The organism is Streptomyces sp. NPDC000075 (assembly GCF_040301925.1).
Lineage (GTDB): Bacteria > Actinomycetota > Actinomycetes > Streptomycetales > Streptomycetaceae > Streptomyces > Streptomyces polychromogenes.
This window is the reverse complement of sequence record NZ_JBEPFL010000001.1, coordinates 394,529-408,608: the sequence shown is the minus strand read 5'-3', so window position 1 is coordinate 408,608 and position 14,080 is coordinate 394,529. Positions and strand designations below refer to the sequence as shown.

The window sequence follows — 14,080 nt, the reverse complement described above, 5'->3', positions numbered from 1 at the left end:
GGACACCCGGCTGAACGGCCGAGGCCCCCCGCCCCGCGTCCGGGGTGGGGGGCCTCGTCGTGCCGTCAGCGGGACCGGCCGGCGGCTACCACATCACCGGCAGACGCTCGGGCAGGCGCTTCATGAAGCCGGTGCGCCACACGAGCTGTTCGACGGGGACGGCCAGCCGCAGCCGGGGCATCGCCGCGAGGACGGCGCGCAGGCCGATCTCGGCGTGCTTCTTGCCGAGGGCGGTGGCGGGGCAGTAGTGGGAGCCGCCGCCGAAGGAGAAGTGGGCGGAGGAGTTGGCCCGCGTGAAGTCGAGGCGGTGCGGGTCCGGGAAGACGGAGGGGTCGAAGTTGGCGCCCTCCGGCAGGACGAGCACCAGCTCGCCCTTCTTCACCTCGACGTCGCCGAGGGTGATGTCCTCCATGGCCAGGCGGGGCAGGCCGTCGCCGATGGACAGGTTGATCCGCAGGAGTTCGTCCACGGCCTGGGGCATCAGCTCCGGGTGGTCGGCCAGGTGGTCGGCCTCCTCCGGGTGGGTGAGCAGGGTGACCAGGGCCATGGCGAGGAAGCCGGCGGTGGAGATGACGCCCGCGCCGAACAGAGTGACGCCGACGGTCGCGAACATCTCGTCGCTGACGTGCTCGTAGCCCTCGGTGCCGCGCAGCTTGGCGAGGTCACCGATCAGCCCCTCCTCGGTGTCGTCGAGGCGGGCGGTCATGTACGCGATGTCGCGGTCCCAGTTCAGCCGGGCCGCGGGGATCTCGCGGGGGCTGTTCATGAACGCGATCGGCAGGGACTCGGACAGCAGCGGGGCCGCCTCCTGCGGTATGCCGAGGATCCGGCAGTGCATCGCCTCCGAGAAGGGGTCGGTGAACATGGACCGGATGTCGACGGGGGCGCCGTGCCTGAGCATCCGCTCGACGAGCTCGGCGGCGTGTCCCTCCATCCACTCCTGGAGGCCGGGGGCCTTGGGGTTGATGGCCTTCATGACGGCCTTGCGCAGGCCGGCGCCGGTGATGTTGCCCATGTTGTTGACGACCTCGGGCGGGATCGTCAGCGCGTACTGGCGCGGCACCCCCGGGTCGGAGGTGTTCTTGAGGCTGAACCGGTCGTCCTCGAGCACCTTCTTGACGAGCTCGTAGGAGGAGACCAGCCAGGCCTCGGCTCCGGCGATGGTGCGGACCTTCACCACCGGGGCGAGCTCGTCGAGCTGGGCGGGCAGGTGGGTGCCGTCCCACGTGAAGGGGAAGTCGAGGATCGGCTCCGCGTGGGTGGTCACAGCTGGTCTCCTTCGGTGGCGGGGGTGACGACGGCGTGGCCCTGGTTGCGGGAGGCCCGCAGTCCGGCGCCGCGCGAGTAGAGCAGGTCCGCCATGGGCAGCGCCTGGTGGTAGCAGTTCAGCGACGAGGGGACCCCGAGGATCGCGGGGGTGTCGAGGAACAGGGGTGCCTCGGCGCACACGTAGTCGAGGCAGACCTTCCGCTGGTGTTCGGTGGCCTGCTGGCCGCCGAGCACCTTCGAGGACAGGAAGATGTCCACGAGTTCGTTGGCGGTCTGGGCGAACGCCGGATCGGTGCCGAGCCGTTCCAGCAGGTCCGCGTGCATGCGGTCGTAGGCGGGGATGCCCTGGAGGGAGGACATGGGCCTCCCGCGCAGGCGGGTCCCCGAGGGGTCGATGTCGGCCACCGCGTTCGTCACCTTGGCGCGTACGCCGCGGAGGTTCTTGACCGTTTTTCGACGGGCCTCGTCTTCCGGATAGCCCATGGCCACATACATTTCGGCCACGTGCAGATCGGTGTAGATGAGGTCGGCCTGCCGGAAGTTGTCGAGGGCCCATTCGGCGAGCGCGTGGACCCGCTGGGCGGAGAAGTAGGAGTTGCCGGGCGAGATGCCGATGACAGCGTGATCGCCTTCACCGGCGATGACCTGGCAGTGCGGGGTGTAGGGATCAACGCGGAAAGCACTGATCCGAGTTGCTGTGGTCATGGGAGTGGTCACGTCCCTGTCGCCGCGATTCCCCGATCGGACCCCGTGTCCCGGGTGCGGCGGCGACGCTCAGAACCTATCCGCAAAGCACGGCTCCGGTTGGATTACCGCACAGTTCGTCTCGGCTTCTGGACTGGGATGTTGCCCCAGTCAACAGCCGTGACCTGTGGGGTTGTTGTTCTGCCCCGCAAGGTGGCGATGAGATGGGTTCGCTGGCTCATTGCCGCCTTTCCGCTACAAGATCGCCGGATGGGTCACATGTGCCCGGTGGCCGGATGTGACAGGCCGGAAACCGTTCCCCTTCCGGGTCCGTTCCAGCGTCCCCCTTCCGGGTCCGTTCCGCCGGACGCGGACGGCGGGTCCGGGGCGGGCCTTCCCGGGTTCGGGACCGTGATCGCCCATAGTGGGCCCATGCAGTCCGAGAAGACGCAGGTACGTGTGGTGATCGTCGAGGACCACCCGCTGTTTCGCGAGGGGCTGAGGTCGGCACTGGAGAGCGCCGACGACATCCACGTCGCGGGCGAGGCCCGGACCCTCTCCGAGCTGTCCGCGGCCGTGGCGGCCGGCCGGCCGCAGGTGGTGGTGATGGACCTGACCCTGCCGGACGGCTCGGGCATCGAGGCCACCCGCCGGCTCGGCGAGGAGCACCCGGAGCTGAGGGTGCTGGTGCTGACCATGGCGGACGACGACGGCACCCTCCTCGCCGCCCTGCACGCGGGGGCGCGCGGCTACCTGGTCAAGGGCGCCGGGCGCGAGGAGGTCCTGCACGCGGTGCGCACGGTGGCGGCCGGGGGCGCGGTCTTCGGGCCCGACGTGGCCGCCCGGATCGCCGCCCTGGTCACCGGCGGGCCCCGGCGCGACGCCGGACGGGTGTTCCCCGCGCTGACCGCCCGCGAGGTGGAGGTGCTGGACCTGGTCGCCCGGGGCTACGACAACCGCCGGGTCTCGCGCGAGCTGTTCGTGGCGGAGAAGACCGTGCGCAACCACCTCACCCACATCTTCGAGAAGCTCGACGTCGCCACCCGGGCCGAGGCCGTCGCCCGCGCCCGGGACGCCGGGCTCGGAGCCGCCGGGGAGACGGGCGGCACGGCCGGCTGAGACCGGGACGCCGACGGGACCCCGGTCCCTTCCGCCCGGGACGGCGGCCGGGCCACCCTGGCGGGATACCTGCTCGTGGAGGGCGTCATGGACGAGGCGGCAGCGTACGGACGCCGGCAGCCGGGACCTCCCGGCCCGGTCTCCACGGTGTGCCTCGTCGCGTTCGTCTCGACGGCCGTGTGGTTCGTGCTCCGCTTCGCCGACGCGGGCGTGCCCCGGCTCCAGCGGTCCGGGTTCTCCGACTTCGCCGCCAAGGAGCTCCTGTGCCTGGGCACCGTCCTGTTCGGGGCGCTCGTGATGGCCCGCTCCCCCGCCCGCCCGCTGGCCTGGCTGCTGCTCCTCGCCCCGACGGCCGTGCTGGTCGCCGAGGCGGCCCTGGCGTCGGGGGCGGCCGTCGGGGTGTCGGGGGCGGCGGCCGTCGTGCTGATGCTGGGCAGCGTGCTCGGCGAGGCCGTCTGGGACACCGCCGTCCTCACGCTGCCGCTGTGGCTGCCGTCCGGGCGCCCGCCCCGGGGCGCGGCGGGGCGGGTGCTGCTCGCCGGCTCCGCCGTGTGGGCGCTGGCCGAGACCTGGTGCGCGTACGCGGTCAGGGCCCCGTACGGCATGCCCTCCCCGCTGGACGCGGGCGCCTGGGAGGGGTTCACCGGGCAGGTGTGCGCCCTGCTGCGGCCCCTCGCGGGCGTCCCGCACCCGGTCCTGCCGCTGCTCGCGGCCGCGGTCATGGCCGCACGGTGGCCGGGCTGCCGCCGACGCGGGGAGGTCCTGTGCGGGGCGCTGCTGTGGCCGCTGCTGACCGTGTACGCGGCGGTCTTCGTGTGCACCAACGTGGTCGCGTTCCTCTACGAGGAGCTCGGCGAGGAGGCCTCCAAGCTGATCCTGTACCTCCCGGTGGTGCTGTGGCCGCCGGCGATCGCGTACGTGTTCGTCCGCGACCACGCCTGGCGGCCGGGCGGCGCGGTGCACCGGGCTCCGCTGCCGCTGGTGTGGGTGACGGGGGCGGTGGTGGCGTACGTGCTGCTCGTGCTGCCGCTGTCGGGGTGGCTCTCCGGCACCCCCGTCGCCTTCGGCCTGCTGCTGAGCCTGGGGGCGGTGGCGGCCGGGTTCGGCGCCCCGTACGCGATGCGCCGGGTGATGCTGGCGGCGGACCGCAACGTCCAGGGCGAACGGGCGCGCTCGTACCGGGCCGTCCGGGAGCTGGCCGGCCGGCTCAGCGCGGCGGTGCGGCCGGACGTGGCGCCGGGGCTGCTGTGCGACACCGTGGCGGAGGCCCTCGCCCTGCCGGCCGTCCGGGTCAGCCTGACGACGGCGGACGGGCCGCACGTGGCGGCGCTGCGCGGCGAGGCCGCGCAGGCGTGGTGGCAGCGGTTCCCGCTGCGGCACGAGGACGCCGTCATCGGCTGGCTGGAGGTGGGGCGGCGGGCCGACGAGGACGGGCTGGCGCCGCTGGACGCCGGTGTGCTGCGGCTGCTCGCGGACCAGGCGGCGCCGTCGGTGGCCTTCCTGCGGCTGTACGAGGACCTCCAGGCCAGCCGGGAGCGGATCGTGCTGGCCCGCGAGGAGGCCCGCCGCCGGATCCGCCGCGACCTGCACGACGGGCTGGGGCCGGCCCTTTCGGGGCTGCGGCTCCAGCTCGACACCGTGCTGGCGGCCCTGCCGGCGGACGAGGAGGTGTCCCGGCGGCTGGGCATGGTCTCCCAGGGGGTGGCCGAGGCCATCGGCGAGCTGCGCCGGATCACCGACGGGCTGACCCCGGAGGCCCTGGACCGGGGCGGTCTCGGGGCGGCGCTGCGGGTGCTGGCCGAGAGCCTGGCCGCGCCCCGGCTGACGGTCGTGATCGCGCTGGAGCCGGATCCGCTGCCGCCGTTCCCGGCGGGGGTGGAGGTGGCCCTGTACCGGATCGCGGCCGAGGCGCTGCACAACGTGGTGCGGCACGCGCGGGCGGGGCGGGCCCGGCTGTCGGTGCGGGCGGGTGAGGGGCGGGTGGTGGCGGAGGTCGCCGACGACGGTACGGGCCTGGTCGCGGACTCGGGGCCGGGCGGGCTGGGGCTGCGCTCGATGGCCGAGCGGGCGTCCGAGCTGGGCGGCACGCTGACGGTCGGGCCGGCGCCGGGCGGCGGGACGCTGGTCCGGGCGGAACTGCCGCTGCGGGACCGGCCGGAGTGAGGGACCGGCCGACGTGAGGGACCGGCCGACGTGAGGGACCCGCAGGGCGGGCGGGGCTGGGACGGGAGCGGTCGGGACCAGCGGCTCATGAACCCGGGACGGCGGGCGGGCCATCGTCTTCGGTGACGGATCCCCCGTCCGCCGGCTCCGAACCCGGGGCGGCGCGACCGAACGGAGGACTCACCATGACCCCCAAGCCCTGTGACCGCCGTACCGGACCGGCCCTGGCCGGATTCGCCTCGGGGGCGGCGGCCGCCCTGGCCCTGCTGGCCCTGCGCTACCGGCGCGGCAGATCCGGCGCGCCGGCCCCCAGGCCGACCCGGCGCTGTCCGAACCCGCCGTGCTGAACACCGCCGGGCGTGCCCCCTCCCCCGCACGGGGAGGGGGCACCGCCGTGCCGGGGTGCCCCCCGGACCGCCGGATGCCACGTCGTCCAGGTCATGTCACGAAACCGCCACAGCGGCCCGCCCCCGGAACCCGGGCGGCGCGCGGCGCGTGTCCGTCGACGCGAGTGCCGGCGCGGGACCGGTCGTGAACCACGGGAGCACCCCATGCAGTACGCAGCAGGACTTCGGCGCACCGCCACGGCACTGGCGGCGGCCGCCGCAGCCACCGCCCTGATGACGGGCTGCGGCCCGGCAGGGGACACGGGCGCGGCCGCCCGGCCCTCCTCCCCGCCGGCGGCCTCGGGACCGGCGGCGACGCCCGCCGGGGCCGCGACGGGCGGCACGGGGGGCTCGGGCGGTGCGGGCGGTTCCGCCGGGTCCTCCGCCACCGGCGGCACGGGCGGCGGCGGGGCGAAGCCGACGCCCTCCGCGCCGGGCGGCGGCGGCAAGGCGAAGGCCTGCACGATCGAGGACCTGGAGGTCTCGCCGGCCCACCAGGCCGACGTCCGCCCGACCGGTACCGGTACGGGGGCCGTCGTCATCTCGGTCAAGAGCCGCTCGACCTGCACCCTGCTCGGCTTCCCCCAGGTCGCGGGCGCGGGCAACGGCTCGCCCGACAAGAACCTCCCGCTGGCCACCACCAACAGCGGTACGGCCGCCCCGGTGTCCCTGACCCCGGGCGCCCGCGCCTGGACGAAGCTGACCTTCGTCAACGTCCAGGGCGAGGCGGACGGCTACTGCGTGTCCGGCTCCACCCCGGTCGTGTTCCCCAGCCTGGTCATCCGGGTCCCGGGGGCGGGTTCGCACCAGATCGGCATGGACGACGGGCAGTTCGCCGAGTGCGACAACAAGGTGACCGTCACGGCCTTCTCCGCGACGAAGCCCTCCTGATCCGGCCGGGGGTGGCGGGGGGACGGGTCAGGAGATCCCGTACCACTGGCTGCCCCAGCCGGTGTTGATCGTGCTGGTGGACTGCTCGGCGAGGTTGAGGGTGGGCGGCAGCGAGGTCTGGCCGGTCAGGACCGTGCTGTAGCGCAGAGCCGGGGGCGCGAGGCCCGCGTTGACGGAGATGCCTGCGCCGGTGGCCTTCAGGGTGAGGGCGTTGGTGGCCCAGTTGCCGTTCAGCAGGAGGGCGATGAAGTAGGTGCCGGCGGGGGCGGTGAAGGGCTTGGTGAGGGGCAGCGGCTTGGCCACCGCGTCGGTCATCAGCTGGGGCGAGACGTCCGCGGTGGACGCGACGAGCTTGCCGGTGGCGTCGTACACGCCGAGGTAGCAGTTGGAGAGCTGGGCACCCGTGTCGATGCCGGCCAGCCCCAGCCAGATGTTGGACCAGGTGATCTGTTCGCGCAGGCCGACGCGGACCAGGGTGATCCGTCCGCCGACGCCGGCGGCCGACTGGGCGGTGACGTGTCCGGCGTCATTGGGGTCCCCGGTCCAGGCCAGCAGGTTCTGGTCCTGCGGGCGGGGCCCCTCGTACCCGGAGGCGCCGCCGGGCGCGGGGGCGGGTGCGACCGCCGGGGCGCTCGCGGCCGGGTGCGGACCGCCGTCCGGGGACGTGCACCCGCTGAGGGCGAGCAGTGCTGCGAGGGCGGCGGCGAGGCCGGCGGTGGTGGTACGGGTGCGCATGGTCCCCCCATGTGGTGCGGATGTGCCGGGGGTCATCGTCACATGCGTGCCCGCGACCGTCGCGGGCGCCCGGTGCGCGGGGCGGGCGGGGTGCGGTTCCGGCCTTCGCCCGGGCGGAGTTGGGCCGGGAAGGCGGTCGCCGGGCGGGGCCCGTGGGCCGATACTGCACGGGGCGGACCGGAACGGCCATGGAGGGGAACCGATGGGGTCGAGCAGGACGGGGCGCAGCGCTGTGCGCCGGCGCGGGCGCGCACTGGCCGTGCTGGCCGTACTGGGGGCGCTGGGCGCGGGGGTCCTCGTACCGGCGGGGACCGCGCGGGCGGCGCAGCGGTGCGCTTCCGCCGGGGCGGGCGGGCCGGTGCAGGTGGGGTACGTCCCGGACTGGGTCGAGTCGATCGCCGTGGACCGGCGGGGCCGGATGTTCGCCACCGCGTACTTCAGCGGCCGCGTGTACCGCATTGACGCGCCGGGCGCGGCTCCGGTGGCGCTCACCGGGAACATCGGCGCCGACGGCGGGATCGTGGTGCGCGAGGACGGGCGGCTGCTGGTCGGTACGGGCAACGACCTCGCGCACTCGCTGACCGGCGGCCTGCTGCCGGTCTCGAAGCTGCTGGAGGTGGATCCGGAGACCGGGGCCGTCTCGGTGTACGCCTCGGGGCTGGGCGGGATCGACGGCGTGGCGCTCGCGCCCGACGGGACGGTGTACACGACGACCCTGGGCGGTTCGGGCATCGGACGCGTCACCCCGGACGGCCGGGTGGACCCCGCATGGGCGCGGGTGCCGCAGCCCAACGGGATCGCCGTGTCCCCCGACGGGTCGCAGGTGTACGTGGTGCAGACGACCCTGGCCCCCGGGGTGTACCGGATCCCGGTGGACGACCCCGGCCACCCCCGCCGGTGGGTGTCGGCCGGGGGAACCGACGCCCTGGCCCTCCCGGACGGCCTGACCCTCGACGCCCGCGGCCGGCCGCTGATCGCCACGCACGCGGCGGGTGAGGTGTGGCGGGTGGAGGACGGGAGCCTGTGCGCCGCGGCCTCGGACCCGGCGCTGCGGCTGTCCACGCAGCTCGTGTACGGCCGGGGCGAACAGGGGTTCGCGGCGGGACGGCTGTACCGGGCGGGGGTCGACGGGAGGATCTACGAGGTACCGGCCGGGGGTTGACTTCCCTAGAAGTCGTCCCAGGCCATCGAGCTCATCCGCCAGCCCGCCGGGGTGCGGACGAACTGGGTGGTCTTGTGACCCCCGCCCTCGAACCACCGTCCTTCCAGGCGGCCCGACTTGCGGTACTCGCTGAAGCGGTGGGCGATCGAGCCGAAGATCTCGGTGCGTTCGGACACCTCCCACTCCGAGAACTCCGTCAGCGTCCCGTCGGTGAGGATCGTGCGCCGGGGTGCGATGAAGGCGTCGAGGTCGTGGACGACGGGTTCGCCGCCGACGTTCTTGATGATCATTCCTTCGGGTATGAACACCCTCCGGACGGCGTCGACGTCCGGGGCGGCGCCCGCGGTGTTGGTGAACGCGCCGAGGAACACCCGCATCAGCTCGTCGAGTTCGGTCTTCACGTCGGACACGGATGCCCCTCCCACGGGTCCACGGGCCGCACGGCCCCGTACGGAGGCGATCGTATGCGGACAGCCGCCGCTCCAGAAGATCCGTACGGCCGGTACGGCGGGGTCCGTCCGCGTACAGTCCGTGCTGTCCCGCACCTCACGACGGCCGGGCCGCCGGCCGGACAGGAGAAGCCCCGTGGCCGCACACGCCGTGCCCGAACTGGACCCCGCCGAGGTGGAGCGGTGGCGCGCGGAGGGCGGGGAGCTGATCGACCTGCTGGCGCGGGCCCGCGAACGGCACGGCGGGGTCACCGCCGTCCGGCTGGGCCCGCGGCCCACCGTCCTGGTCACCGGGCCGGAGGCCGTGCAGCACGTCCTCGCGCTGCGTCCCGACCGGTACGTCAAGCGCTCCCACCGCGCCCGCCTGCTGATCGGCGACGGGGTGCTCGCCGCGACGGGTGAGGCCTGGAAGCGGCAACGACGGCTGCTCCAGTCGCAGTTCACCGGTACGGGGATGCGCCGCTACGAACGGCGGATCGCCGGCGCGGCGCGGGCCGCGGCCGGGCGGTGGGAGGGGTACGCGCACACCGGGGAGGTCTTCGACCTCGGGGAGGAGATGCGGCACTTCGCGCTGGACACCATCTGGCGCTCGCTGACCGGGCATCCGCTGGACCCGGTCACCGCTCGCGAACTGGCCTCCGTCGCGGCCGTGGTGGCCGCCCTTCCCCAGCTGCCCGCCGATGCCGTGGAGGCGCGGGACCTGGTGGCGCGGGACCTCGCCCGGATCGACGCGGTGGCCCGGGAGGCGGTGACCGCCGCGCGGCGCGGGGAGCCGGGGCCCGACGGGCCGGGGCTGCTCCAGGTGCTGGTCGACGCTTCGCGGGAGCGTCCCGAGTACACCGACCGGCTGGTGCGCGACGAGCTGGTGACCCTGCTGGTGGCCGGGCACGAGACCACCGCCACCACCCTGACCTGGCTGTACCTGCTGCTCGACCGGTACCCGGGGGCCCGCGAGGAGGCGCTCGCCGCCGGCGGCGAAGGGTCGCCGGCGCGCAGGGAGGCGGTGCAGGCGCTGGTCAGCGAGACCCTGCGGCTGTACCCGTCCGCCTGGATCCTGCCCCGGTACACGGCGGAGGCCGACACGGTGGCGGGGTACGCGGTGGAGGCGGACAGTGACGTCCTGGTCTGCCCGTACCTGACGCACCGCGATCCGGGGCTGTGGCCGGACCCGGAGCGCTTCGACCCCCGGCGGTTCACGGACGGGGGCCGCCGCCCCGGCGGGACGGGCGCCTATCTGCCCTTCGGGATCGGGCCCCGGGCCTGCCTGGGCACGCAGTTCGCGCTGCGGGAGTCGACGGCGCTGCTGGAGGCCCTGCTGCCGTCGCACGTCCCGGTGCTGTCCTCCGTCCCGCGCGGGGCCACCTACAGCATCACGGTCCGCCCGGACGGGCCGACGCCGGCCACGCTCGCACCGGGCCGCCGGGACCGGCCCGTCAGGACCGGGGGTCGACGGGGGTGAGGACCCCGAGCCGGTCCTCGACCGCCTGGGCGGCGTCGAGGCACAGGTCCTCGCGGAAGGCCCGGCCGATGATCTGCACGCCGGCGGGGAGCCCGTCGCGCAGGCCGGTGGGGACGGCCACGGCGGGTACGCCGATGAAGCTGGTCGCCGTGCACAGGCGCATCCCGGAGGCGACCCGGTCCCGGCCGGCCCGGTCGCGCGACTCCAGCCCCGGCTCGACGGGCGGCTCGGTGAACGAGGGGCCGAGGACGAGCGGGTGGGCGTCGAGGAACTCGGCCCAGGAGCGGCGGAGGTTCAGCCAGGTGCCCGTCAGCCGGACCAGTTCGTCGGCGGTGGCGGGCGGGGTGCGGTCCATGGCGAACCGAAGGTAGCGGTCACCGCCCTCGCCGAGGAGGGTGCGGACCGCCGGCCAGTTCGGGGCGAACTCGGTGAGGGTGATGCGGTCGTACGCGTCGAGGGTCTCGTCCAGGCGCGGTACGTCGGCCACTTCACGCACCCGGTATCCGGCGTCGGCGAGGGCGGCGGCCGCGTCGGCGACGGCGGCGCGGACCGCCGGGTGGACCCCGCGGCCGCCGGGGTCCGTCACGACGGCGACCTCGACGGGGCCGGGGAGCGGGGGTCCGTAGGCGGGTACGGGGACGGCGCGCGGGTCGCGGGGGTCGGTGCCGGCCAGCGCCTCGTAGGCCAGGCGCAGGTCGGCCACGCTGCGGGCGAGGGGGCCGTCGGTGACGAGCGCCTGGGAGGCCGGGCCGGGGTCGTCGGGGCCGAGGACGCGGTGGTCGGCGGGGAAGCGTCCGGTGGTCGGCTTCAGCCCGGCGACCCCGCAGAACTGGGCCGGGACGCGGATGGAGCCGCCCGAGTCGTTGCCGAGGCCGAGGGCGGCCATGCCGGTGGCGACGGCCACGGCGTCGCCGCCGCTGGTGCCGCCGGGGGTGCGGGCGGGGTCCCAGGGGTTGGCGGTGTCGCCGAAGAGCTCGCTGCGGGTGTGCATCCCGGCGAGGATCAGGGTGGGGATGTTGGCGTGGCCGATGGGAATGGCCCCGGCGGCGCGCAGCCGGGCCACGGGCGGCGCGTCGGCCCGGGCGACGAGGTCGCGGAAGCGGGGGACGCCGAAGGTGGTCGGGACGCCCTCCACGGGGGTGGTCTCCTTCACCGTGAAGGGGACGCCCGCGAGGGGGCCGAGCTCCTCGCCGGCGGCGCGCCGGCGGTCCGTCAGCGCGGCGTCCGCGCGGGCCCGTCCGGCCATCAGCTGGGTGACCGCGTTCACCTGGGGGTTGACCTCGGCGATGCGTTCCAGGTGGCTCTCGACCAGCTCGGCGGCGGAGACCTCGCCGCCGCGCACCGCCCGCGCCTGTGCTGCGGCCGTCATCTGCCACAGGGCTTCCCGCATGACTCGTACGCTCCCGTCGTCGTCGTTCCGATGCATCCGCATCGGATACCTCGGACCCTATACGGGATCCGATGCGCCCGCATCGAATAAACTGCGGGGCACGCGGCACGGAGGGAGGCGGGGCACATGCCCAGGCAGGTGGACCACGAGGGGCGCAGGCGGCGGATCGCCGAGGCGGTGTGCCGGCTCGCCGACGAGAGCGGCCTGGAGGGGGTGACCCTGCGCGACGTCGCGGGGCGGGCCGAGGTGTCGATGGGCGCCGTCCAGCGGTGTTTCCGCACCAAGGAGGAGATGCTCCGGTTCACGCTCGGGCAGATCGGGGAGCGGATCGGCGAACGGGTACGGGCCCGGCTGGTGCGGGGCCCGGCGCAGTCGGCCGCGTCCGCCCTGGGCCACGCGGCCACGGAGGTCGCCCTGCTGCGCGAGGAGCACCGCGCGGAGGCCCGGGTCTGGCTGGCGTTCGTCGCGCAGGCGGCCGTCAGCGCCCCGCTGGCCGAGACGCTGCGGACCGCCTACGCGGAGCTGGAGGCGATGTTCACGCGGCTCCTCGTAAAAGCGGAGGGGGCCGGGGCCGGCCCGTCGCCCACGCCCCTGGACCCGCAGCGGGAGGCCCGCACCCTGCTGGCGCTCGCGGACGGTCTCACCACACACGTGCTCATCGGCCACCTCACCGCGCGCCAGGCCCGGGAGGTGCTCCACGCGCACCTGGCCCGGCTCTGGGAGCGCGAGGGGGCCGGCGGAGCCGGTGGCCCCGGTGGAGCCGGTGGAGCCGGTGGAGCCGGTGGAGCCGGTGGAGCCGGTGGAGCCGGTGGAGCCGGTGGAGGGGCGTCGTCGGGGCTGTGAAAGAGTGCCCGGGGCATCCATTCGACAGGCCAGAAGGGCACACCGGCATGAACAGAGCCGACCAGATCGACCACCGGGCGGCCGTGGCGGCGGAGGCCGCCCGGTTCGCGGACCTGGTCCGGGGCGCCGACATGGCGGCCCCCGTACCCACCTGCCCCGGCTGGGACCTGACCGATCTGGTCCGGCACACCGGGAGCGTGCACCGCTGGTTCTCGGTGCTGCTGCGCGGGCGCATTCAGACGCCGCCGACCAGCCGTGACGTGGACCTGCGCCTGCCGGAGCGGGCGGACGGGTACGCCGACTGGCTGGCCGAGGGCGCCGCCGAGGCGGCCGAGGTGTTCGCCGCCACCGACCTGGACGCACCCATGTGGGTCTGGGGGGCCGACGGCCACGCCCGCTTCTGGGTGCGCCGGATGGCCTTCGAGACCCTGGTCCACCGAGTCGACGCGGAACGGGCCCTGGGGCTGCCCTCCGCCCTGGACCTCGCGCTCGCCCGGGACGGCGTGGACGAGTTCCTGGTGAACCTCCCGTTCGCCGCCCTCTTCGCGCCCAAGGTGGCCCACCTGCGCGGAGCGGACCGGACCATCCGCTTCACCTGCACGGACACCGAGGGCTCGTGGCTGGTCCGGCTGCGCCCCGACGGCTTCGGCGTGGTCCCGGACGGAGCCGGCGACGAGGTTCCCGCCGACGCCCTGGTCCGCGCCCCGGCCGCCGATCTGCTCCTGCTGCTCTACGGCCGCCTGGACCGTTCGGCGGCGACGGTCGAGGCGGGCGGGGACCAGGAGCTGCTCGACCTCTGGTTCGCCAACTCGGAGTTCTGACGCCACCGCGCGGGCCGGAGCCGCGATGCGGATCCCCAGCCGGTGTGACAGCGTGGTAGCGGACCCGTCCCGCGAGGGGCGGGCCGGCCTGACGTGCTCGTCTTCGCCGCCGTGCGCGGCCTCGGGCTGAAGGGATCCTCTCGTGGCGTCTCCTGGTGATCCGCCGTCCCCGGCCCTCACGGCCGAGGTCGCTCCCGCGCGCGGAGGACCGCCCGGGGAGGGCCCGACCCACACGTGGGCGGTGGGCCTGCTGATGGCGGCGGCCCCCTGCTCGGTGCGCGAGGCGAAGCAGATCCTGCTGGCGGCGGCCGAACTGGCCCGCGTGACCGCCGTGGAGGTGGCGGCGGCGATGGTCGCGGGCACCCTCGGCATACCCATGCCCGTACGGATCGAACGGGCCCTGCGCCGGTCCCTGGAAGCGGCCCGCGCGCCGAGGCACCCGGGGGCGGTCCAGACGATCGGCATCCTGCCGAGCCGGCTGCGCACCGAGGAGGTCCTCTCCCGGCTGCGCGGCTGCCAGGCCCGCCTGGCGGCCGCGCCCACGGATCCAGGCACCCTCAGGGCGATGGACGACGTGGCCTACACCCTGTGCGTCCTGATGGGCCGCCCGAGCACGCACCAGGCGGTCCTGGCGGCGGAGGAACACCTGTCGGCCGCCGCCGACTAGCTCCGGCCGCAACCGGCTGGAACCGGTCCCGGGACCCCGGTC

14 protein-coding genes are annotated in these 14,080 nt (G+C 75.1%); 9 read left to right on the top strand and 5 right to left on the bottom strand.

Translation table 11 applies throughout. The annotated features are described in order from the left end of the window. Positions 1 to 85 precede the first annotated feature (85 nt). Together ABT403_RS01690 and ABT403_RS01685 are read right to left on the bottom strand one after the other, a co-directional pair. Entirely contained in the window at positions 86 to 1,267 is a 1,182-nt protein-coding gene (locus ABT403_RS01690; RefSeq protein WP_344167168.1) for a cytochrome P450, read from the bottom strand. Further along, positions 1,264 to 1,974 (bottom strand): cyclodityrosine synthase, encoded by a 711-nt coding sequence (locus tag ABT403_RS01685; RefSeq protein ID WP_344167170.1) that lies wholly within the window; start codon positions 1,972 to 1,974, stop codon positions 1,264 to 1,266. Before ABT403_RS01685 ends, ABT403_RS01690 begins: the two co-directional genes overlap by 4 nt. A 411-nt stretch (positions 1,975 to 2,385) precedes the next feature. On the opposite strand from ABT403_RS01685, the gene ABT403_RS01680 reads away from it, so the two are divergent. The 4 genes from ABT403_RS01680 (at position 2,386) to ABT403_RS01665 (ending at position 6,512) form a co-directional block, all read left to right on the top strand. Continuing rightward, positions 2,386 to 3,072, top strand: a complete 687-nt coding sequence (locus ABT403_RS01680) for a response regulator transcription factor (protein ID WP_344167172.1) — start codon at positions 2,386 to 2,388, stop codon at positions 3,070 to 3,072. 87 nt (positions 3,073 to 3,159) lie between these two features. Continuing rightward, positions 3,160 to 5,235, top strand: coding sequence for a sensor histidine kinase (locus tag ABT403_RS01675; RefSeq protein ID WP_344167174.1), 2,076 nt, complete (start codon positions 3,160 to 3,162; stop codon positions 5,233 to 5,235). Positions 5,236 to 5,420: 185 nt separating this feature from the next. Next, positions 5,421 to 5,582, top strand: a complete 162-nt coding sequence (locus ABT403_RS01670) for a hypothetical protein (protein ID WP_344167176.1) — start codon at positions 5,421 to 5,423, stop codon at positions 5,580 to 5,582. Between the two features lie 204 nt (positions 5,583 to 5,786). Beyond that, positions 5,787 to 6,512 (top strand): DUF4232 domain-containing protein, encoded by a 726-nt coding sequence (locus ABT403_RS01665; protein WP_344167178.1) that lies wholly within the window; start codon positions 5,787 to 5,789, stop codon positions 6,510 to 6,512. Positions 6,513 to 6,539: 27 nt separating this feature from the next. Here ABT403_RS01665 and ABT403_RS01660 read toward each other — a convergent pair whose 3' ends face one another. Further along, a complete protein-coding gene (locus ABT403_RS01660) occupies positions 6,540 to 7,247 on the bottom strand; it encodes a hypothetical protein (RefSeq protein ID WP_344167180.1) in 708 nt (235 codons plus the stop codon). A 202-nt stretch (positions 7,248 to 7,449) separates the two neighbouring features. On the opposite strand from ABT403_RS01660, the gene ABT403_RS01655 reads away from it, so the two are divergent. Further along, positions 7,450 to 8,409, top strand: coding sequence for an SMP-30/gluconolactonase/LRE family protein (locus ABT403_RS01655; RefSeq protein WP_344167182.1), 960 nt, complete (start codon positions 7,450 to 7,452; stop codon positions 8,407 to 8,409). A 5-nt stretch (positions 8,410 to 8,414) separates the two neighbouring features. Here ABT403_RS01655 and ABT403_RS01650 read toward each other — a convergent pair whose 3' ends face one another. Continuing rightward, positions 8,415 to 8,819, bottom strand: a complete 405-nt coding sequence (locus ABT403_RS01650; RefSeq protein WP_344167184.1) for a DUF4440 domain-containing protein — start codon at positions 8,817 to 8,819, stop codon at positions 8,415 to 8,417. 175 nt (positions 8,820 to 8,994) lie between these two features. On the opposite strand from ABT403_RS01650, the gene ABT403_RS01645 reads away from it, so the two are divergent. Then, complete coding sequence (locus ABT403_RS01645; protein ID WP_344167186.1) at positions 8,995 to 10,317, top strand: cytochrome P450; 1,323 nt, start codon at positions 8,995 to 8,997, stop codon at positions 10,315 to 10,317. On the opposite strand, the gene ABT403_RS01640 is transcribed toward ABT403_RS01645, so the two are convergent. Beyond that, positions 10,292 to 11,707 carry an amidase gene (locus tag ABT403_RS01640; protein ID WP_344167188.1) on the bottom strand — a complete coding sequence of 472 codons (1,416 nt, stop codon included), beginning with the start codon at positions 11,705 to 11,707 and terminating at the stop codon, positions 10,292 to 10,294. The two genes, ABT403_RS01645 and ABT403_RS01640, sit on opposite strands and share 26 nt — an antisense overlap. A 126-nt stretch (positions 11,708 to 11,833) precedes the next feature. On the opposite strand from ABT403_RS01640, the gene ABT403_RS01635 reads away from it, so the two are divergent. The 3 genes from ABT403_RS01635 (at position 11,834) to ABT403_RS01625 (ending at position 14,038) form a co-directional block, all read left to right on the top strand. After that, positions 11,834 to 12,550 carry a TetR/AcrR family transcriptional regulator gene (locus ABT403_RS01635; RefSeq protein ID WP_344167190.1) on the top strand — a complete coding sequence of 239 codons (717 nt, stop codon included), beginning with the start codon at positions 11,834 to 11,836 and terminating at the stop codon, positions 12,548 to 12,550. A 47-nt stretch (positions 12,551 to 12,597) separates the two neighbouring features. Beyond that, positions 12,598 to 13,371 (top strand): maleylpyruvate isomerase family mycothiol-dependent enzyme, encoded by a 774-nt coding sequence (locus ABT403_RS01630; RefSeq protein WP_344167191.1) that lies wholly within the window; start codon positions 12,598 to 12,600, stop codon positions 13,369 to 13,371. A gap of 142 nt (positions 13,372 to 13,513) precedes the next feature. Continuing rightward, complete coding sequence (locus tag ABT403_RS01625; RefSeq protein WP_344167193.1) at positions 13,514 to 14,038, top strand: DUF5133 domain-containing protein; 525 nt, start codon at positions 13,514 to 13,516, stop codon at positions 14,036 to 14,038. The last annotated feature ends 42 nt before the right edge of the window (positions 14,039 to 14,080 follow it).